The 20196-nt window shown below is 43.8% G+C and carries 20 protein-coding genes; 6 read left to right on the top strand and 14 right to left on the bottom strand.

The genetic code is table 11. The features are described 5' to 3' along the window. Positions 1-153: 153 nt before the first annotated feature. Positions 154-549 carry a hypothetical protein gene (locus tag BIW53_RS01830; RefSeq protein WP_070990076.1) on the top strand — a complete coding sequence of 132 codons (396 nt, stop codon included), beginning with the start codon at positions 154-156 and terminating at the stop codon, positions 547-549. 54 nt (positions 550-603) lie between these two features. On the opposite strand, the gene hemB is transcribed toward BIW53_RS01830, so the two are convergent. The 10 genes from hemB to BIW53_RS01780 form a co-directional block, all read right to left on the bottom strand. After that, positions 604-1617 carry a porphobilinogen synthase gene (hemB, locus tag BIW53_RS01825; protein WP_070990074.1) on the bottom strand — a complete coding sequence of 338 codons (1014 nt, stop codon included), beginning with the start codon at positions 1615-1617 and terminating at the stop codon, positions 604-606. 14 nt (positions 1618-1631) lie between these two features. Further along, positions 1632-3464 (bottom strand): sensor domain-containing diguanylate cyclase, encoded by a 1833-nt coding sequence (locus BIW53_RS01820; protein ID WP_070990072.1) that lies wholly within the window; start codon positions 3462-3464, stop codon positions 1632-1634. Next, positions 3461-4252 carry a TatD family hydrolase gene (locus BIW53_RS01815; RefSeq protein WP_084228032.1) on the bottom strand — a complete coding sequence of 264 codons (792 nt, stop codon included), beginning with the start codon at positions 4250-4252 and terminating at the stop codon, positions 3461-3463. The genes BIW53_RS01820 and BIW53_RS01815 overlap by 4 nt, the downstream gene beginning before the upstream one ends. Positions 4253-4286: 34 nt before the next feature. Further along, positions 4287-5030: a twin-arginine translocase subunit TatC gene (gene tatC, locus BIW53_RS01810; RefSeq protein ID WP_070990070.1), complete on the bottom strand. Its 744-nt coding sequence runs from the start codon at positions 5028-5030 to the stop codon at positions 4287-4289. A 25-nt stretch (positions 5031-5055) separates the two neighbouring features. After that, a complete protein-coding gene (gene tatB / locus BIW53_RS01805) occupies positions 5056-5370 on the bottom strand; it encodes a Sec-independent protein translocase protein TatB (RefSeq protein ID WP_070990068.1) in 315 nt (104 codons plus the stop codon). Beyond that, entirely contained in the window at positions 5371-5619 is a 249-nt protein-coding gene (gene tatA / locus BIW53_RS21170) for a Sec-independent protein translocase subunit TatA (protein ID WP_070990066.1), read from the bottom strand. 63 nt (positions 5620-5682) lie between these two features. Continuing rightward, a complete protein-coding gene (gene ubiB, locus BIW53_RS01795) occupies positions 5683-7287 on the bottom strand; it encodes a ubiquinone biosynthesis regulatory protein kinase UbiB (RefSeq protein WP_070990065.1) in 1605 nt (534 codons plus the stop codon). A 10-nt stretch (positions 7288-7297) separates the two neighbouring features. Further along, positions 7298-7900, bottom strand: a complete 603-nt coding sequence (locus BIW53_RS01790; RefSeq protein ID WP_070990063.1) for a ubiquinone biosynthesis accessory factor UbiJ — start codon at positions 7898-7900, stop codon at positions 7298-7300. A gap of 8 nt (positions 7901-7908) precedes the next feature. Next, entirely contained in the window at positions 7909-8664 is a 756-nt protein-coding gene (ubiE, locus tag BIW53_RS01785) for a bifunctional demethylmenaquinone methyltransferase/2-methoxy-6-polyprenyl-1,4-benzoquinol methylase UbiE (protein ID WP_070990061.1), read from the bottom strand. Positions 8665-8790: 126 nt separating this feature from the next. Then, positions 8791-9774: a GGDEF domain-containing protein gene (locus tag BIW53_RS01780; protein WP_175442067.1), complete on the bottom strand. Its 984-nt coding sequence runs from the start codon at positions 9772-9774 to the stop codon at positions 8791-8793. 323 nt (positions 9775-10097) lie between these two features. On the opposite strand from BIW53_RS01780, the gene BIW53_RS01775 reads away from it, so the two are divergent. After that, positions 10098-11873 (top strand): DUF885 domain-containing protein, encoded by a 1776-nt coding sequence (locus BIW53_RS01775; protein ID WP_070990059.1) that lies wholly within the window; start codon positions 10098-10100, stop codon positions 11871-11873. 48 nt (positions 11874-11921) lie between these two features. Here the strand turns inward: BIW53_RS01775 and mtnK are convergent, their stop codons facing one another. Beyond that, on the bottom strand, positions 11922-13124 hold the full coding sequence (gene mtnK / locus BIW53_RS01770) for an S-methyl-5-thioribose kinase (protein ID WP_070990057.1): 1203 nt from the start codon (positions 13122-13124) through the stop codon (positions 11922-11924). 119 nt (positions 13125-13243) lie between these two features. On the opposite strand from mtnK, the gene mtnA reads away from it, so the two are divergent. Continuing rightward, positions 13244-14260, top strand: coding sequence for an S-methyl-5-thioribose-1-phosphate isomerase (gene mtnA / locus BIW53_RS01765; protein WP_070990055.1), 1017 nt, complete (start codon positions 13244-13246; stop codon positions 14258-14260). Between the two features lie 54 nt (positions 14261-14314). Further along, entirely contained in the window at positions 14315-16273 is a 1959-nt protein-coding gene (locus tag BIW53_RS01760) for a S9 family peptidase (RefSeq protein WP_139158758.1), read from the top strand. A gap of 39 nt (positions 16274-16312) precedes the next feature. Here BIW53_RS01760 and BIW53_RS01755 read toward each other — a convergent pair whose 3' ends face one another. Genes BIW53_RS01755 through BIW53_RS01745 form a run of 3 tightly spaced genes read right to left on the bottom strand, consistent with a single transcriptional unit; the run spans position 16313 to position 18146 of the window. Continuing rightward, positions 16313-16855, bottom strand: coding sequence for a 1,2-dihydroxy-3-keto-5-methylthiopentene dioxygenase (locus BIW53_RS01755; protein ID WP_070990053.1), 543 nt, complete (start codon positions 16853-16855; stop codon positions 16313-16315). Next, positions 16852-17535 (bottom strand): acireductone synthase, encoded by a 684-nt coding sequence (mtnC, locus tag BIW53_RS01750; protein ID WP_070990051.1) that lies wholly within the window; start codon positions 17533-17535, stop codon positions 16852-16854. The genes BIW53_RS01755 and mtnC overlap by 4 nt, the downstream gene beginning before the upstream one ends. Continuing rightward, positions 17532-18146, bottom strand: a complete 615-nt coding sequence (locus tag BIW53_RS01745; protein WP_070990049.1) for a methylthioribulose 1-phosphate dehydratase — start codon at positions 18144-18146, stop codon at positions 17532-17534. Before BIW53_RS01745 ends, mtnC begins: the two co-directional genes overlap by 4 nt. A 114-nt stretch (positions 18147-18260) precedes the next feature. Here BIW53_RS01745 and BIW53_RS01740 point away from each other — a divergent pair, with 114 nt between their 5' ends. Both BIW53_RS01740 and BIW53_RS01735 read left to right on the top strand, forming a co-directional pair. After that, positions 18261-19400 (top strand): methionine aminotransferase, encoded by a 1140-nt coding sequence (locus BIW53_RS01740; protein ID WP_084228031.1) that lies wholly within the window; start codon positions 18261-18263, stop codon positions 19398-19400. After that, on the top strand, positions 19388-20173 hold the full coding sequence (locus BIW53_RS01735) for an amidohydrolase (protein WP_070990047.1): 786 nt from the start codon (positions 19388-19390) through the stop codon (positions 20171-20173). Before BIW53_RS01740 ends, BIW53_RS01735 begins: the two co-directional genes overlap by 13 nt. The last annotated feature ends 23 nt before the right edge of the window (positions 20174-20196 follow it).

The raw sequence follows: 20196 nt of genomic DNA, 5'->3' as shown, positions 1-20196 counted from the left end.
CCGCTTGATTTTCAAGCGGTTTTTTTGTGCCTAATAAAAAAGTGCTGAATATTCATATTTTTGGTGTTTATTTGGGTACGATAGCTGTTATTATTGCTGTTCGGTGAATAAATAACTATCTGGAATGGATGCTAAATAAAATGGGAGCTTGTAGTGAGAACGGTTGATTTAACAGTAAATTGGCCACTATATAGTGTGTTCTTGACATTATGTTTTGGGCTGTTTGCTTTATCTTCTATGCTGGAAGGTGGAACAAACACGCTGTCTATGTTGTGTTATGCTCTACTGACTATTACTCTTGTGCCGCTGTTTTTAACGTTAAGTGATAAACGCTTCGTGCACATCGACAAAGCGGGTGTGAGTTATTCCCTAGGGTTAGGGACCTATTATATTCATAGTGATGATATCGTCCGTATTCAGCGTAAAAGCTTTTCTCTACTTACGCTAATACAAGTACAGATGAAAACGGGTAAAGTTAGATCGTTTTACAGCTGGACTTTGAGCGCCCCTGACTTTATTAGAGCTGAACAGCTTTTAGCAAGCAAGTAGCAAAAATGCGCCTTTTTGGCGCATTTTTTTTGTTATCACATGTTAAGCGATTCACTACGGTTTTTCGTTGAGCCATATCGCAGCTTGTTTAGCGAAGTAAGTCAAAATACCATCAGCGCCTGCACGTTTAAATGCTAGGAGCGATTCCATAATACAGGGGCGCTCAGCAAGCCAACCGTTGTCGATAGCGGCACGATGCATCGCATACTCGCCACTGACCTGATAAGCAAATGTCGGTACCTGAAATTCGTCTTTGACTCGGCGTACGATATCTAAATAAGGCATTCCTGGTTTAACCATTACCATATCGGCACCTTCTTGCAGATCCAATGCGACTTCTCTTAGTGCTTCGTCGGAGTTGGCCGGATCCATCTGATAAGTTTTTTTATCGGCACCTTTTAAGTTTCCTGCTGAGCCAACGGCATCCCTAAAAGGCCCATAGTAGCTAGATGCGTATTTCGCTGAGTAAGCCATAATTCGAGTGTGAATATGGCCCTCTGCTTCCAATGCCTCGCGAATGGCTCCAATACGGCCATCCATCATATCTGAGGGCGCGACAACGTCAGCTCCCGCATCGGCATGAGACAATGCTTGCTTGATTAAAATCTCTGTCGTTACGTCGTTAATCACGTAACCCGCTTCATCAATAATGCCATCCTGCCCATGTACAGTAAATGGGTCGAGTGCCACATCAGTGATAACTCCTAATTGAGGATAGGCTTCTTTAAGTGCTCTAACGGTTCTTTGTGCCAGTCCTTCTGGGTTATATGCTTCTTCAGCATTAAGAGACTTTTTATCGGCAGGGGTGACCGGAAATATAGCAATGGCAGGAATACCTAGTGCAACAAGCTGTGCGGCTTCCTCGATTAATAAATCAATCGATAAGCGTTCAATACCTGGCATCGATTCAATCGCTTCGCGTCGATTTTTACCTTCCAGTACAAATACGGGAAAGATAAGATCGTTCACAGTTAGTTGGTTTTCACTCATTAAACGTCTTGAAAAATCGTCGCGGCGCATTCGGCGCATCCGCGTGTAAGGGAATAAATCTAATCCAGATTGAGCCACAATATTCTCCTAAATTATTTATAGGCAATTACCCGATTTCGCCCTTGCTGTTTCGCTTGATATAAGGCTTTATCGGCTAAATCGGTAAAGATGGTTGGGTTTTTACTATCGCTGGCAATGGCAGAGTAAATGCCAGCGCTGAGCGTCATACTCAGTTGGGCGGTGCCAAAATCAAATTGGACCTGACTTAAATCCTCACGGATCTGTTCAGCGAGCTCTTTAGCTCCTTGCTCTTGAGTGTTTGGCAGTAGCAAAACAAACTCCTCGCCACCATATCTGAATACTTCATCGGAGGGACGCTTTAGATGTTGCTCAATCATTTTTGCTACTGCGCAAATGGCTTGGTCGCCGACCACATGACCATAGTTGTCATTGATTTGTTTGAAGTGGTCAATATCTAGCATCACAACACTAAGTGTTGTTTGCTCACGGCGGGAACGTCTTACTTCCATGATGACTCGTTTATCAAAGTAGCGGCGGTTTTTGACTTTAGTTAGTGCATCTTCCATATTCAGCTTTTCTAACTCGCGATTTTTCTCTTCGAGTTCTCGTAAGGTTACTTCCAGCTCAAAGGTACGTTCATCAATACTACTCTCCAACTCTTCTTGCGCTTGGGCCTGTAGATGAATTCGCTCTTTAAGTAGCGCATCTTCGGCACGAGTTTGTGCCAGACGAGCCTGTTGCTGTTTGATTTTATCATCGCGGTCTTGGATATAGCGCCTGGCCAGCGCGTAGCTGATAGCTAGGCTGATCAGCAAGTAACATACATAGGTTAACGGTCTATCAAGTACCGCCCCCGAAAGCAGGCTGAGCTCAAAAGCGCATTGGTAACTCAGCACCATAAATAGCAAAAGGAACAGCAGTAAATAGGTTTTATGAGAAAACGCGTCGCGTTGCCAAGCTGCAACCGCTATCAACATATAAGTGATAGCCAGCGCAAAGCAGTAGGCAAATGCGATGGGTAATGCAATACGATGTGGAAATAACGACAAGCCTATGGCGATGACAATACTCAGTTGAAACAGAATATTCAGAGCGCGTTGGATCCGTACCGCCGACTTGGGTACCAGAGTTGTTTTTAGTAAGGGGATAAAAAGCCAAGTAGAAAGCAACATAAACAAGGTTTGGCCGTATTGTTGTAGCCACAGCCAATCACCATAAATGTAGCGGTGACTAAATCCATATAAATGTACGTTGAGCAACCAAATGGCGGCAATGGTTAACCCGCCATACAAGAAATAGTGTTTGTGGGTAAACGAGTACATGGCTGCATTGGTGAGCACCATGGCGAGTATTAGGCCCGCTAAAATACCATAAAGTAAATTGAATTTACTGGTGTATTTAAGGTATTCAATAGGATGCCATAGGCTCAGAGGCAAATATGTTTGTTCGCTATTTTTAACGCGTATATATATAACAGTATGCTGTTGTGCCGGTAGTTGTAGTGGTACCAGTTGAGCCTCATGCAGGATTGGACGCTGTTCGTCTACAAACTGGTATGGTGAGGGTGGTACCAAAATCGAGCGGTTTTCTTTTGGTACGAACGCGCTTACCTCATCTAACTGATTATTATGAATACTGAGTAACAAAGGTAAATTCAGATCGGAACTATTACTTAGGGGTACTCTAAGCCAGATGGTTTGCATGGTGTGACTTAACTGCAAAAAGCCACTGGGTACAGGCTGCCACAAAGGTGTGCTTTGTTGCAACTCGGCTAAGTTTTCACTGTTGTTTTGTGTGTAAGCAAACGGCAACGAGAGATGTTTATTAAAATCTTTAGGCACCTCAAAGGCTGTGCCCGAAAAGGCAAAGCACAAGCAAAAAAACAGGGAAATATATCGGCTCATATTTGTCCATTCCCTGTTGTAAGTAAACGTGCAAAGTTGGTCTGACTACAGGCAGCTACATGTGCTTCGCTTTGCCCTCTGAGTTGCGCAATTTGTTGTACAACAGCACTGATAAAAGCGGGCTCGTTGCGTCTTGATTTGGGCTTAGGCTTCAGTGTGCGTGGTATTAAGTAGGGCGCATCGGTTTCAACGAGCAAACGATCATCAGGGATAAGCGGCACTAGGGCTTGTAGTTGAGCACCTCGACGCTCATCACATACCCAACCTGTGACACCAATCATCAAACCATAATCGAGATAAAAAGAGAGCGCTTGGGCATCTCCTGTGAAGCAGTGTAATACACCTTTGACGTTAACGCGTTCGAGTTGTGTTTGCATTGTACTGAAGGCATCTCGCTCGTGCAGATAAACTGGCTTGTTTAACTGTTGTGCCAGCATAAGCTGTTCATGTAGAACGATTTGTTGCTGTGGGCGAGGAGAGAAATCTCGGTTAAAGTCCAGCCCACACTCACCAACAGCGACAACCTCAGGCTGTGATAACAATGTGTTAAGTTGCTGTATGTAGTCATCATTGACGCTTTTTGCATCATGCGGATGCACACCTGCGGTACTGACAAAGCCATAACGTTTGGCAAGTTCAAGGCTTTGTGCTGACTCAGCGATATTGGTTCCTATGAGCAACATCTCGCTCACACCAGCTGTTTTTGCTCGTGCTACGATGTCATCGCAGTCTTGTTCGAACTGATGACTGGTTAGGTTAACGCCCGCATCGGTGTATTGAATCGTCATCCGTTAGCTCACCCGCACAGGTCCTATTTGCTTATTACTCATTAGCTTCCTTCTCGCTCGGTGCTTTGGTATACAGCTTGGCTAATAGTAAACCCAGTTCAAATAACATTAGCATTGGGATGGCTAATAAAGTTTGTGATAACACGTCAGGAGGGGTGAGGAACATCGCCACTACGAAGGCGGCCACAACCATATAAGGACGTTTCTCTTTCAAACTTTGTGTGGATGTAGCGCCACTCCAGCAAAGTAGCATGATGGCCACTGGAATTTCAAAGGCAATGCCAAAAGCAAAAAATAGCTTGAGCGCAAAGCTTAGGTAGCTACTTATGTCCGGCGACAATGTCATCATATCTGGTCCAACGCTTGTGAAAAAGCCTAAGACAATAGGCAGAACCACGAAATAGCAAAACGCAATCCCAGCATAAAAAAGTAAGATACTAGAGAGCAGGATTGGGATGAGCATACGTTTTTCATGCTGGTACAGACCTGGCGCGATAAAGCTCCAGATTTGATGTAAAATCATAGGTATTGCTGCGAATAATGCAACGAAAAGTGTTAGCTTGAAGGGGGCGAAAAACGGTGCTGTAACATCTGTTGCGATCATTGTACTGTTTTCGGGTAAGCTGGACACCAAAGGTGAGGCAACAAAGCTGTAAATGTCGTTGGCAAAATACACTAAAGCGAGAAAGATGAGTAAAATACTCAACAGCGCTTTCATGACACGATTCCTAAGCTCAATTAAATGGCTGATAAAACCGCTTTGATGGGCTTGTGACATTGGTTACTCTTTTACTTCTTGCTCGTTAATCGGTTTTGTTTGACGTTTTTGATACGTTTTTGTAGCTGTGTTTTACTGATTCAGCTGCTTTTTTTAACTCATCGACAGAGTGTTTTACGTCGTCCGGCAAATCCTGCATATTTTGCTGCTCTGCCTTTTTTAAGTTGTTGTGTAGCTCATGTACGCGCAACTCTTCATTGACCTCGGCCTTAACCGAATTAGCGACAGATTTTATGGTATTGATCCAACGACTGACTGTGCGAATGGCGACAGGCAGGCGCTCTGGACCTAAGACTATTAGGCCAACGACCAGCACGACCACAAGCTCCCACATGCCCATTTACTGTGCCTTATCTTTCTTATCTTGTTCAGCTGGGCTGTTAGCGTCTTGTTTCTTTTGCTCGGTTAGCTGAGCTGCTGACTTTTCCTCATCAGACATTGTTTTATCGTCAGACATCGCTTTTTTAAAGCCCTTCACGGCACCACCTAAGTCACTGCCCATACCGCGCAATTTCTTTGTTCCAAAAAGAAGAACGATGATGGCTAGGATTATTAATAACTGCCAAATACTGATCCCACCTAAACCCATGATGACTCCGTTTGTAGTAGATAAGTTTAATGATTAGTGATTATACGCCCAGTGTGTAAAATATCACCCTATTTTGCGCCACGCGCCAACAAATAAGGCAAAGCTTGAGGATAATGCGAGTCCGCTTACCAGCCAATCTTGTGCCAGATACGTTAAGCTGGCACAAATGAGTAAGGTACACGCAAGCATACCTAGGAGTATTGGTTTACTGTTACTTTTTGGAGTAGGCGTATTTAACTGACGATTATTTTGTTTTAGGTTGTGATAAATCAAATCAGGTATTTCAGGCATTTTCTCGGCCCAAAAAGGTAAATTTGCATACATCTTTTTGAGTACAGACAGTGGACCAACTTGTTCTTTAACCCATTGTTCTAAAAATGGCTTAGCTGTTTGCCATAAATCTAATTGTGGGTATAGTTGACGGCCTAATCCCTCAACGTATAACAAGGTTTTTTGTAATAAAACTAGTTGTGGCTGGACTTCCATGTTGAAGCGTCGCGCCGTATTGAACAGGTTCACTAGCACATGGCCAAATGAAATCTCTGCAAGAGGCTTATTGAAAATTGGTTCACAAACCGTGCGAATGGCAAACTCAAACTCTTCGACACAGGTATCAGGCGGTACCCAGCCTGAGTCGACATGTAGTTGCGCAACCTGACGATAATCACGATTAAAAAAGGCTATAAAGTTTTCAGCAAGGTAGCGTTTATCATCTTTATTTAAAGTGCCGACAATACCGCAGTCAATGCCAATATATTGAGGGTTATGCGGGTTATTGCGAGACACAAAAATGTTTCCGGGGTGCATATCGGCATGGAAAAAGCTATCTCTAAATACCTGTGTAAAGAACACCTCAACACCACGCTCAGCTAACAGCTTCATGTTCGTGCCTTGCTTCAATAGCGCCTCGGTGTCAGATACAGGTATACCGTAGATGCGCTCCATAACTAGTACATTGGTGCGTGAGTGGTCACTGTAAACTTCTGGAATATACAAGGACTCAGAATCAGTAAAGTTGCGTTTTAGCTGAATTGCATTTGCGGCTTCGCGCATTAGGTCAAGTTCATCTAACAGAGTTTTTTTGTATTCTTTAACAACCTCTACAGGACGCAAGCGACGACTCGGTTTAAAAAGCTTAACAAGCAAACGGGCAAATTGTGTCATCAAGGCCAAGTCGGCTTGAATTTGCTGTTCGATACCGGGTCGAATGACCTTAATAACCACTTCATTTTCTTGTTCATTGTGCACGAGTGTGGCGGTATGGACTTGTGCGATTGAGGCTGAAGCAAGTGGAATTTGTTCAAACTTAGAAAACAGCTCACTGATGTCATTTAGCTGTAGTGCTTGTTCAATCAAAACTTGAGCTTGTGCACCATCGAACGGGGCAACCTTATCTTGTAACAATGCTAACTCTTCAGCCACATCTAGCGGCAGAAGATCTCGGCGAGTTGAAAGCATTTGTCCAAACTTAACCCACACGGGACCAAGCGTTTGTAACGCTAATCTCAGTCGTGCACCAATGGCTTTATCACGGTGTTTATTGCGGATCCAAAACAGACTGCCTCTTGCTAAGCGGGCAAACCAGGGACGCTTATCCTCTGGGATAAAATCATCAAGCCCATAGCTGAGTAATGTGTGTGTGATCTGGTATAAACGAGCGATAGCCAAACTGGTTTCCTTAGCGAGCTAGCAGTTGGTTAATACGCTGCTCGAGCACAGCGGTATGTTGTTTTAGTTCTCGGGTATGCGCTTTGAATTGTGCCATTTCTATCGGGTGAATGGTGACTTTTAGCTCATCTTGAAATAACCCTATGGTCGTAGTTTTTAGTACGTCATCAAGGTGCACAGTGCGTTGCTTAGTGTTACGTAGCTGTTGTACCAATAGCTGAGCAGCAGCATCCCCAAAATAGGTTGATAAATGTTCAGCCCAGTCTATGTCGAGTTCACTGAATATCTGGCTGTAAGCTTGAGCTAAGTGCAGATTGCCCTCTAAATCAAGCTCTCCTTGTCTAATCAAACGAGTTAACTGACTTGGGTCTTTGAGTTGTGACAAGGTTTCAATACTGGCGCTGATGTGGCAATCAACATGCTCTTGGTAATTGTTAAACAGCATAAAGCTGTGGCCCGTGAAGGTGATTGCAAAAGTTTGCTGCCAGTCACGAATTTCTACAGCCAACACCTGATGTTGTATTTTGCCAAGCGAAGCTAGCAAGCTTGGCTCCAAGCTCAATATTTTGTTGAGTATACGTTCGGCAGCTGCCGTTAACAGCGTGTTGATCATGCCACCCTCTAGTATTTAAAGCCGCGGTGAAGCGCCACAATACCGCCGGTCATGTTTTGGTAGCTGGTTTGCTCAAAGCCTGCGTCTTCCATCATGCCTTTTAACGTTTCTTGATCTGGGTGCATGCGGATTGACTCCGCCAGATAACGATATGACTCACTATCGTTTGCCACCAACTTGCCCATCGTAGGTAACAGATTAAATGAGTAGAAGTCGTAAATTTTTGATAGGGCTTCACTGTCCGTTTTAGAAAACTCGAGGATTAGTAAGCGGCCACCTGGTTTTAAGATGCGATACATTGACTTAAGTGCGGCATTTTTATCGGTTACATTACGTAGTCCAAATGCAATGGTGATCACATCAATACTGTTATCAGGAAAAGGCAAGGCTTCGGCGTTCATTTGTACATATTCGATATTACTTACCAGTCCGAGATCACGTAATTTGTCTCGCCCCACTTTAAGCATAGAGTCATTAATATCACCGAGAATTACCCGACCAGTATCGCCCACTAATTGACTAAATTTAGCGGTTAAATCACCCGTACCACCGGCGAGATCCAATACCGTATGCCCCTTGCGAACGCCTGAACATGCAATGGCTTGGCGCTTCCACAAGCGATGAATGCCGAATGACATCAGGTCATTCATAATATCGTACTTGGCAGCTACGGAATGAAATACATCTGCTACCATTGAAGCTTTTTCTTCTCGGGCGACCGTTTTATAACCAAAATCTGTGGTGTTTTGTTGCGACTCTTTCATGGTGCGTCTCTGAATGGGCGGTTAAGCAAAGTTGTACACTAGTGTACTTGATTGCGTGACTCAGGTGCAATTTATACGCAGTAGAATTTGCCTGATTTAACCAACAAAATAGCGACAATGATTGGATTAAGGGGCGATAAAGCTTGTTTGTCCGCAAAGATGGGCTTTGTGAGCCGCTAAATGCGCTTTATGTGCCAGTTCGTCGAAGTTTTGTTCTTGATATCGCTTGGTTATACCCAAAGCCAGTTCAATTCTGGGCAGCTCCATATTGCCCTTGGTGCTGACGAATTTGAGTCTTTCGACCCCTTTTTTTATTTTTTCAGCGATCACATTGGCTGTGCTCGGTTCAATATCAGCCAACAGAACCGTAAACTCCTGTTTGCGAGTGCGTCCAGGTAGTCCGCTTTCAAACACATACTTTTGTACTTTTTTTGCCACGCGGTTAAGGACCACGTCTCCTACAAGATCACCATAATGTTGGATAAAGTCGTCTAGGTTTGTTATTTGAATTGCAATCGCACAAATAGATTTATCTTTTGCCATCCAAGCTTGTGTTTGTTGGTTTAGATAATGACGTTTATAAAGCCCAGTTTGTGGATCAATTATATGTTGCTTGCGTAATTGTTGTAATTGCTGCTGCGACTTAATGTACATCAAACGAGCTTTTTTCATCTGTGCTTTAAACATTTGATGTTGCTGCAACAAACCTTCTGTGGTCTGGCTTAGTTGTACTATGGCTTTACGGCTTTTCGCGATATTTCCCTCATCAAGAGTTTGCATACAGGTACTGATGGATTGCGCAAAGTTAGAAATCTGTTTGTGTGACTCATTCGTTGTTTTTGAAAGGCTGGTGAGTACACCATCTACATTTTGTAGTAACTCTGTCTCGGCTTTATGGCCGGGATTTAAGTATTCAAAATATAGGTGTTCAATATAAACACTATCTATGGCTTGCTTATCGCTGATTGCTTTATCAAGCGCTTTATTAAGCGCCATGTCACACTTACTGATATAAGTGTAAGCAACGTGATAGTTCATTGGCGTGGGTGGCAAATGATATTGCTCTAAAAACAGGCAAACCTGTGTCATTTTTTCTTGTGCATTAGCCATGGAGTCATGGAACATCATTTCATTTACCGCAATAATAAAGCTATCTGTTAGTTGAACGACCACCCCCTCTTAGGCTGGGTTATGTCTCACCGTTATGATACTAATCAAAGCACTGGGTGCAACGGGTATTAAAAAGCAAAAAGCACATATTTGAAATAGAAAAGTTAAAATTATGCGACTGTTCGCTTTTTTTATCAGCAATTTTTCTTAGTTTGCCTGCTATTTTTGCATATTGCAATTTAAGGGATTGAACTCTTTTATTTGCAGTGTGTGTGGAGGCTCGGTTAGAGTCAGTAAAAATGTCCCTGAGTTAGGAAGATAAAGTGATTAAAAACTTTGCGTTATTGTTAAGCACATCACTGTTGAGTGCTTTGTTAGTTGGCTGCCAGCTTACGCCAAAATCTTCGGATGCTGAGTTTACGAAGCTTGCCCAAGAGGTGGAATTATACAGAAAGCAAGTTCAGCCATATAAGAATCAATCATTGGACGTAGCTTATTATTTACCAAATTTGAGCGCGGATGCTCTGGCTGAGCAATATCAGCGTCGTAGCGAATTTTTGTCGCGCTTAGACCAGATACCTGAATCGCAACTCAATGTTGAGAATCAAATCAATTTCACAATTCTGCGCTCACAAATTCAAAATAAAGTTGATGAATACCGCTTTAAGAAACACTATATGCCGCTCACGTCAGAGGGTGGATTCCATTCTTATGTAGCAATACAAGCGGTAGGTTCTAACGACTTTAGTCAAGCCAGTGGTTTTGAGCTGTATTTGTCCAGACTGTCGCAAATCCCACGTTATTTCCAACAAAATATGGATTGGATGCGAAAAGGGATAGAAACTGGGCGTGTATTACCTAAGGTGGTTCTTCAAGGCTATGAAAGCTCGATCAGCGGGTTTATTTTTGAAGATGTTACACAATCAGTGTTTTATCGGCCGTTTAAAACCAATAGTGCAAGATTATCTGAAGCGCAGTTTGCCGCACTGCAAACAAGAGCTAAAACGGTATTAAAAGAAAAGGTGATGCCAGCCTACCAAAGTTACCTTAAGTTCTTCACTGAGCAGTATTTGCCTTCAGCACGAGAGAGTATTGCGATTAAGGACGTGCCAGAAGGCCAAGCAATTTATGAAAACCGTGTCGCACACTATACCACGACAGATATGACAGTAGAGCAGATCCATCAGCTTGGTTTGCAAGAAGTGGCAAGGATCCGTAGCGAAATGGAAGCGATAATCGAGGAGGTCGGTTTTAAAGGAACTTTTGCCGAATTTCTACAATTTCTTAGAACCGATCCTCAGTTTTATGCCACCACGGCGGAGCAGTTGATAAAAGAAGCTGCCTACATATCAAAACGTATTGATGCACAATTGCCGAAACTATTCCATACATTACCCAGACGTCCATATGGCGTCGTACCTGTACCTGAGAGCATTGCACCTAAATATACTACGGGCCGCTATTATCCGGCAAATAATGACTTAGAAGCAGGTTATTATTGGGTGAATACCTACGCGCTAGATAAGCGTCCATTGTATGTATTGGAAGCACTTACCCTACATGAGGCTGTACCCGGTCATCATTTACAAATTGCTCTAAATGGGGAAATGGATCACTTACCTGCCTATCGTCGCAACGAGTATATTTCTGCCTTTGGTGAAGGCTGGGGGCTTTACTCTGAGTATTTAGGTTTAGAAGTTGGATTTTATCAAGACCCATATAGTAATTTTGGTCGCTTGACCTATGAAATGTGGCGTGCCGTGCGCTTGGTTGTCGACACAGGTATGCATATGTATGGCTGGAGCCGTGAAAAGGCGATGAACTTTATGCGTGACAACACAGCGTTGTCTTTACATAACGTCAAAACAGAAACCGATCGCTATATTTCTTGGCCCGGTCAGGCTCTGTCGTACAAAATTGGTGAGTTGACGATTAAACGACTCCGTGCTGATGCTGAGCAAAAGCTGGGTGAGCACTTCGATATCAGAGAGTTCCATTATCAAGTTTTACGCCATGGCTCTATTCCGCTGTATGTACTGGAAGAGCAAATCAATCAGTATATTGAGCGTACGTTGGCACAACTTGGTGCGAACACGTAAAAAAAAAAAGCAGCCTTATGGCTGCTTTTTTTATCCCTGTTGAGCAGCTTATAATAACAAGCTGAGCAGCAATTGCGATAAATCTTCTTTCGTATCGCATTGAGGAGCTTGTAATATTAGCTGCTCACCGAGCAACAGAGTTTGTTGCTGTACTTCGACTCTTGCGCGCAAGTTTTCGATACCATCAATATCTGCTACATGCGCCAAGCCTATGGTGCGGCGGATTAATTCCGTACCGCAAAAGCCATAGGCATCACGTAAAACTTGATTGATAAAGCGTTCGGCATACCCAGGGGCCTGCAATGCCAAGTCACGAGTCTGGGTTTTTGCAAGTTGTAGCCAAGTTTTTTCAAACTGTGCGACACAGGTTTGAATGCTATTCAAAAGGTATGCGTGTAGATCTCTTCGTTTAGGTAACTCAACAGCACGTTTGTGCTGAGCACAATAATTTAGCAATAAATTGCCGATGAAAGAGCCCAGATCGAAGCCAATGGGACCAAAGAAACCAAATTCTGGGTCAATTAGTTTGGTATTGGTTTGATCGACAAAAATGCTGCCAGTATGCACATCCCCATGAAGCAAACTTTGTGGCGAGCTGAGAAATTTGGCTTTGAGCTCAGCGACCGCAAGTTTTAAGTTCGAATTATTTTGTAGTGCTGTAACGTGCGGCTGCAACTCATTGGGATAGTTGTTACGCTCGCTACGGTGATAGGGGTCGTCAAAAAACAAGTCTTCAGTGATGGCACAAAGCTCAGGGTTAGTGAACTCTTTCACTAAGGCTTTCTTCTGCGCGGGGCTGAGGTAAAAGTCACTATGGTAAAAACTGGTCTTGGCCAGATAGTCGGCAACGTCTATCGCCAAGTTTGGATAGGTGTGCCCCTGACATAACTGACCACGCAGAATGTGCATATGCCCTAAGTCTTCTAACACAGTGATAGCAAGCGTGTCATTTCGATGCAGCACTTTAACTGTGGTTTGCGCGCAAACTTCTCCATGCCTGATGAGTACACTGGCTTCGATACGCGCGCGATCTAATGTCAGTGGCCATGACTCGCCCACACAACGAGCATACGGCAGGGCCTGCTTTAAGATCACACTATGTTGTTGCTGATCATGAATCCTAAATACTAGGTTCAGGTTGCCATCGCCAAATTCGTAACATGTAAGCTCGGCATCTGGAGCGAAAAAATTCGTCTGGTTTTTTACATATTCAAGTGCTTGAGTGCTATCGAAAGCGATGTAGTCAACCATGATATGCGACCTTCAGTAAAAATACACTTCCAGCATTCTATGCTTTTAAGTGTTTAGATGTCTATACTTCTTTTTTGAAAAGGGTAAAATAGCCACACTTGTTTTGACCGAGAATAGTTATGCAAACCTTAATTGCCCGCAGTTTAAAATACACAAACAATGAGTTGTCGGTGTTGGATCAATACTTACTCCCGCATCAAGAAGTCTGGCATGCTTGTGACAGTGTTGCGCAAATGCAATCACTTATTTTGTCTCTTAAAGTTCGCGGTGCACCTCTAATTGGCCTAGCAGCAACCTTGTTAGTGGCGTATTTGGCAGAGCAGGGGCAAAGCAAAGCGCAGTTGGCGCAAGCCATTGACGATTTAGAATCAACTAGACCCACAGCGGTGAACCTAATGCATTGTATGGCTAAAATGCGTATTGCTTTAGCACAAGACGATCATTTAGGCGCGTTGGTCAGTACAGCAGAGCACTTGTTTAATGAAGATGTCTCATTGTGCGACCAGATGGCAACTTTGGGTGCTGAACTGGTGAACCCAGGAGACAACATTCTCACTCACTGTAACACTGGAGCGCTCGCGACGGCTGGTATTGGTACGGCTTTAGGAGTGATCTACAAAGCACATCAACAGCAAAAGCATATTCATGTTTGGGTAGATGAAACGCGGCCTCTGCTGCAAGGTGGACGATTAACAGCATATGAGCTGGCGCAGTGGGAAGTCCCTTATACATTGATTTGCGACAATATGGCGGCCAGTTTAATGATGTCGGGACAAGTTGATAAGATTTTTGTCGGTGCCGATCGTATTGCAGCAAATGGTGATTTTGCCAATAAGGTGGGTACCTATAATCTGGCTGTACTGGCGAAACACCATCAGATCCCATTCTATGTGGTTGCACCCGAAACAACGCTAGATAGAGCCTGTCCTAATGGGCAAGCCATTCCAATTGAGCAACGTGACCCTCAAGAAGTTACTGGTGTGAGTGGCAGCTTCGGAGTATGTCAGTGGGCGCCACGGCGGGCTAAGGTATACAACCCTGCATTTGACGTAACGCCTGCTTGCCTTGTCACCGGTTGGGTGTTGAATAGTGGTGTTTATTCACAGCAAGACTTAGTAGGCGACGTATTCAAATAAAGGTACTATATTAGCATTTGCGAACAGAACACTTTACTAATTGAAAGGGACAACATGAGTAAACTTATAAAAGTATGTTTGGCTGTAGTGATATGGGGTGGACTAAGTATGGCGCACGCGTCACCGCTTATCCCAGTAGAGCACTTCAGTAAAGACTTTGCTTATCGCAGCGTAAAAATATCACCTAATGGCGAATATCTAGCTTTTATATCAAAAGTCGAAGGTAAAAATAATCTCTATGTACTTGATATAAAAAAGAGCAAGATTATCAGTGGGGTAAACTTTAGTGACAACGCCCAGGTTGGCCGTTATGAATGGTCAGGTGATGACCGTTTGGTGATGGAGAAACAGTATATAAGAGGCTGGAAGACGCATCCTAAATATTATGGTGAGCTATTCGCTATGGATGCCGATGGTAGTAAAAAACGATATCTCGTCGGTTATCAAGGGGAGATGCAAACGGGCTCTGCTGTGCGTAAGGCCACGCCTTTGTATGGCACTTCCTTCATCTTGGACCCATTAGTGCATGATGAAGAGCGTATTCTGATAGTGACCTACCCGTGGGATAACGTTAAAGAACCGAAAACGGTTGTCTATGAGGTGAATGTCAATACTGGATATAGAAAGCGTGTGGCTGGCTCACCGCATAAAAGTGGTCGTTTTCTGACTGACCGTCAAGGGAATGTACGTGTTGTATCATCCACCGATAATGGCGTTGATTATGAATTCTATATTCGCCCTCCAGAGGGTGGAAAGTGGCATTCCTTAAAGCTTGAAAATGGTGCCTTGCGCAACATTATACCGGTGGCCTTTAGCGCTTCTGGTAAAGAAGTATTCATTAGTGCCACCGAACACAGCAAGCCCAAAGGGATTTATAAGCTCGATTTAACAACGGGTAAAACCACCATGATCTTTCAAGATGATGTGGTATCACCAACGGTTGTTTGGGTGGACATTCAAAGTAAAGAAATCTACGCCATCGAGTTAGAGCCTGGATTTCCTAACTACGCGTTTATTGACGGTGATGCAAAAAGCAGTATCAAGCTAAAGTCCTTGTTGGCTTCTTTACCTAATTCACAGGTGCACCTTCTTAATTCAAGCCGTGATGGCAAAAAGAGTGTGGTGTATGCGTGGAGTGATACCGATCCAGGGCAATACTATTTATACGATGAAGCGCAAAAAAGTTTGAAGTATCTTTTTTCGGAGCGAGGTTGGCTAAAGCCAGAAGAGATGTCACCGACGAAGCCCATCACGTTCAAGGCGCGTGACGGTCTGACCATTCATGGCTATTTAACGTTACCAAAAGGAAAGCCTCAGAAGAACTTACCTCTTGTTGTGATGCCTCATGGTGGCCCACATGGCGTAAGAGATTTTTGGGGCTTTGATGTAGATGCGCAATTGTTGGCAAGCCGAGGAATTGCAGTGTTGAAAGTCAACTTTAGAGGTTCAGGTGGATACGGGGATGTTTTTCTGCAGGCAGGATATCAAAATTGGGGACGAGATATTCAGTTTGATATTATCGACGGGGTTAAGTACGTCATTAAGGAAGGTTACGCTAATCCAGACAATATGTGCATAATGGGGGCAAGCTTCGGTGGTTATTCTGCTTTACAAAGCTCTATTTTGGAACCCGACTTGTTTAAGTGTGCGATTGGGGTTGTTGGGGTCTACGATATACCGATGATGTTTAAAGAAGGTGACGTTTCAGAGTATGAAACAGGGCGCAATTACTTAACTAAAGTACTTGGCAGTGATCCGCAAGTACATAAAGCCTTCTCGCCCAGTTATAACGTAGATAAGTTAAAAGCGAATGTACTTATTGTTCATGGTGGGGAGGATCAGCGTGCACCAATTGAGCAGGCGGAGTCGTTGGTTGAGGCATTAAAAAAAGCTGAGCATCCTTTTGAATACATGCTGTTGGAAAGCGAAGGGCACGGTTTTTACAAAGCTAAGCATCGTCAAGAGTATTACAATACGGTTTTAGCTTTCTTAAATAAGAACTTAAAACTCTAGTCATAAAAAAGGCGACCACGGGTCGCCTTTTTAATGGCTTTATTCTAACGTAGGAAAGTGCTTTGCAATGTCTGACTCTGTGCTTTGCGCTACCCAGCCAGCTTCATTGTTGAAAAAGCGAATGGCAGTAAACTCAGGGTTGCTGCCCATGTCAAACCAGTGGGCTGTGTTGGCAGGTACACAAATCAAATCGCCCTGCTGACACAGTATTTGATAAACCTTTTCTTCAAGGTGCAAGCAAAACAGCCCTTGCCCTTTTACAAAAAACCGCACTTCGTCTTCGTTGTGAGTGTGCTCAAACAGAAACTTTTCTCTTAGTTGAGCAGCATTCGGATTGTCTTTTGCTAGCGATATAACGTCCACAGTCAGGTAGCCGCCGTCGGCTTGTATACGCGCGATATCCTGTTGATAGGCAAGCTTAATATCGGTTTCGTTCATATCATTTAGGATATTTGTTGAGACTTGCCACTGTTCAAAACGCACACCTATGGCTTGTAATTGCTGTTGGATGAGAGTGACATCCGAGGTGCTTAGTTTTGCTTCATTGGGTTGCTGGTCTAGAAAAATAGTTAGGTGGCTCATAAGTTATGTGCCTCAAAGTGATTAAAGCTATCAATGGCTGGATGCGTTGCGCTTTGTGGTTGGCCATCGCGCCAGAGCTGTAATGTTTTCATACCCGTAGCTTGAGCCGCATCAAGTTCCGCGACAACATCACTTAAGAATAATACCTGCTCGGGGGCATAAGGGAGCTGGGCCAATATAGTTTGATAAGATTGTGGCTCTTGCTTGGCACCGACTCGGGTATCGAAATAGCCGTTAAACAAATGACGAATATCACCAAAGTCAGAGTGTGCAAATAGCAATTGTTGTGCTTTCACAGAGCCAGATGAATAGACATATAAAGCAACGCCATTGGTTTTTTGCGTACATAGAAAATCATGGGCATCGGGGTAGAGATGTCCAGTAAAGTCACCTTCCTCATAGCCAGATTGCCATATGTAGCCTTGCAGTTGCTTTAGTGGAGTCACCTTTTTATCGGCTTGGATCCACCCTAACAATGCCGCTATAACCTCATCAATACTAGCATCAGGGTTATTTAGCTCTTCGCGTACAGCATGAATTTGTGTGCTGACATCTTCACGTTGCTGGTGAGTTCTTACAAAGTGTTCGAGGTGCTTAGCTGCATATGGGAACAGTACATCCTTCACGAATGAAATACGTGTGATAGTGCCCTCAATATCTGTCACTATGGCCTTTATCATTTTGTCGACTCCAACTTGATTCTTTCTAGTTCACAGGCAAATAAAAATTCCAGCCCTTCGATATGGCGACGTGTTTCACTGACGCTGTTACCTAGCGCATATAACCCATGCCCTCTGATCAATACCGCATGTAGAATAGGTGATTGCTGATGATACTCGGCAACACGCTCCGCAAGTCTTTCAATATCTTGATCATTATCGAACACCGCAACTTCTAGCGGGGTTTGGTGACTGTGTATCCCCGACAAGGATTTTTGCATTTCATAGCCGTTGATGCTTAGCACATTACTCGTCTCAAATCGTGATAACACAGTCGCAGCGACGGAGTGTGTGTGTAATATACAGCTTGTTTGTGGCACAAGTTGATATAACTTTAAATGTAAGGCAGTTTCGGCTGAAGGCTTGCCCTGACCTGAAATTACCTTACCATCCGTATCCAGTTCCAAGAAATGCTCAAAGGCGAGATGGCCTTTGTCATAGCCACTGGCGGTGACCACAAACCCAGTTTGCGTTCTGATCGAAAAGTTACCACCAGTTGCGGGCACCCATCCACGCTGACTTACCCATTTCCCCGTTTCAATTAGTGCTGATTTAGCAGCATCATTGTTCATCCTGTGTTACCTTGTTCTGGCAAAGAAAATAAAAATATTTAGACGGCTATACATCTATTCGTGTAATAATAACATTGCTTTTAGTTTTGCACCATCATCAAAGAGAGAAGGACATTGGAAAGTAAATTACCACACCTAGGCACTAGTATATTTAGTCAAATGACCGCACTGGCTAATCAGTATCAGGCGATTAACTTATCACAAGGTTTTCCAGAGTTTGACGCGCCTGACTACCTTAAGAAACAGTTAGCACATTATGCTGCTTCGGGTTTGAATCAATACTCTCCTTCGTCAGGTTGCGCCGGTTTGCAGGCGCAAATTGCCAGTCTAATCCAGCGACGCTATGTTCAAACGGTCGAGTCGGACACGATGGTGACAGTAACCAGCGGTGCTACCGAGGCTTTGTTTGTGGCTATCCAGGCCATAACTCACCAAGGAGATGAAATCATTATTTTTGACCCTGCCTATGATAGTTATGCCCCTGCGATTGAATTGGCTGGTGGTAAAGCAATTCACATTGCCCTACGCTCTCCAGATTACAGTATTGACTGGCAGCTAGTTGCCAGCAAAGTGACCAGTAAAACCCGCGCTATCATCATCAATACACCACATAATCCAAGTGCTAAGATTTTGACTGACAAAGATGTAGCTGCGCTTAAGTCGCTACTAATTGAATACGATCTGTTGCTTATCAGCGATGAAGTCTATGAACACATTACGTTTGACGGTCAGCCTCATTTAAGCGCGTTGGCCGACAAAGACATTTTTGAACGCAGCTTTGTGATCTCCAGCTTCGGTAAGACATTCCATTGTACAGGATGGAAAATGGGGTATTGTGTTGCACCAAGAAAGCTAAGTGAAGAGTTTCGTAAGGTTCACCAGTATGTAACGTTTTCTAGTTTTACACCTGCGCAGTTTGCGCTCACTGACATGCTCAGTGAACAGGGTGAGCATGTCGATGAACTTGCTATGTTTTATCAGCAAAAACGTGATGTGTTGGTTGATGCGCTTAAGGGGAGCCGTTTCAAAACCTTGGCAAGTGAGGGAACCTACTTCCTGTTGCTGGATTATTCAGCGATTTCACAGCTTGATGATGTGGCATTTTGTGAATACCTGGTCAAAGAAGTGGGGGTTGCAGCTATTCCGTTAAGTGTTTTTTATGAGACGCCACCGGGCGATAAAATTATCCGTTTGTGTTTTGCCAAACACACTGAGACGTTATTAAAAGCCGCGGAGAAGTTATGTCAGTTATAGCAAGCAGCTTAAAAGTCGCTTTAGTACAAAGCGATATACATTGGTGCCAAGTAGCACAGAACTTGATTAATTTAGATAGTATGCTCGCACTGAATGAATCAGTAGATCTGCTCGTCTTGCCTGAAACGTTTGCCACAGGGTTTGCCATAGACTTGGATGTGGCAGAACCAGAAGAAGGGCCTATTTTTACGTGGATGAAATGTACAGCAGCGCGTTTAAATACCGTGGTAGCAGGCTCCGTATTAGTACAGCAAGCAAACAAGAAGGCGAACCGCTTTTACTGGGTATGGCCGGATGGACATTATGAGTTTTACGACAAGCGCCATCTCTTTTGCTTGGGAAATGAAGGGGCACATGTTGTCGCTGGCCAGCAAAGAAAAGTTTTTACCGTCAAGGGCTTTAGAGTCCTACCCCAAGTATGTTACGACCTACGCTTTCCCGTATTTCAACGAAGTCAGAATGATTATGATGTGATGATAAACGTAGCTAACTGGCCTGCGGTGAGGCGCTATGCTTGGGATCATCTATTAATTGCCCGAGCGATAGAAAATCAATGCTACGTATTGGCATGTAATCGTATTGGTGATGATGGTAATGGCGTGGCGCACTCAGGTGGCACTGTCGCATATGATTATCTAGGGCAGCCAATCTCACGCGTTAATGATGAGCAACAGGGCGTATGCGTGCTCACACTGTTGTATGATGAATTAGTTCAGTTTAGAGCGCGCTTCCCTGCACATTTGGACGCTGATGCGTTTACGTTGAACACTTAGCCGAGTCCCTCACTTTTAGTAAT

The organism is Pseudoalteromonas byunsanensis, from assembly GCF_001854475.1.
GTDB classification, from domain to species: Bacteria; Pseudomonadota; Gammaproteobacteria; order Enterobacterales; family Alteromonadaceae; genus Pseudoalteromonas; species Pseudoalteromonas byunsanensis.
This window is presented reverse-complemented; position numbering and strand designations above follow the sequence as displayed.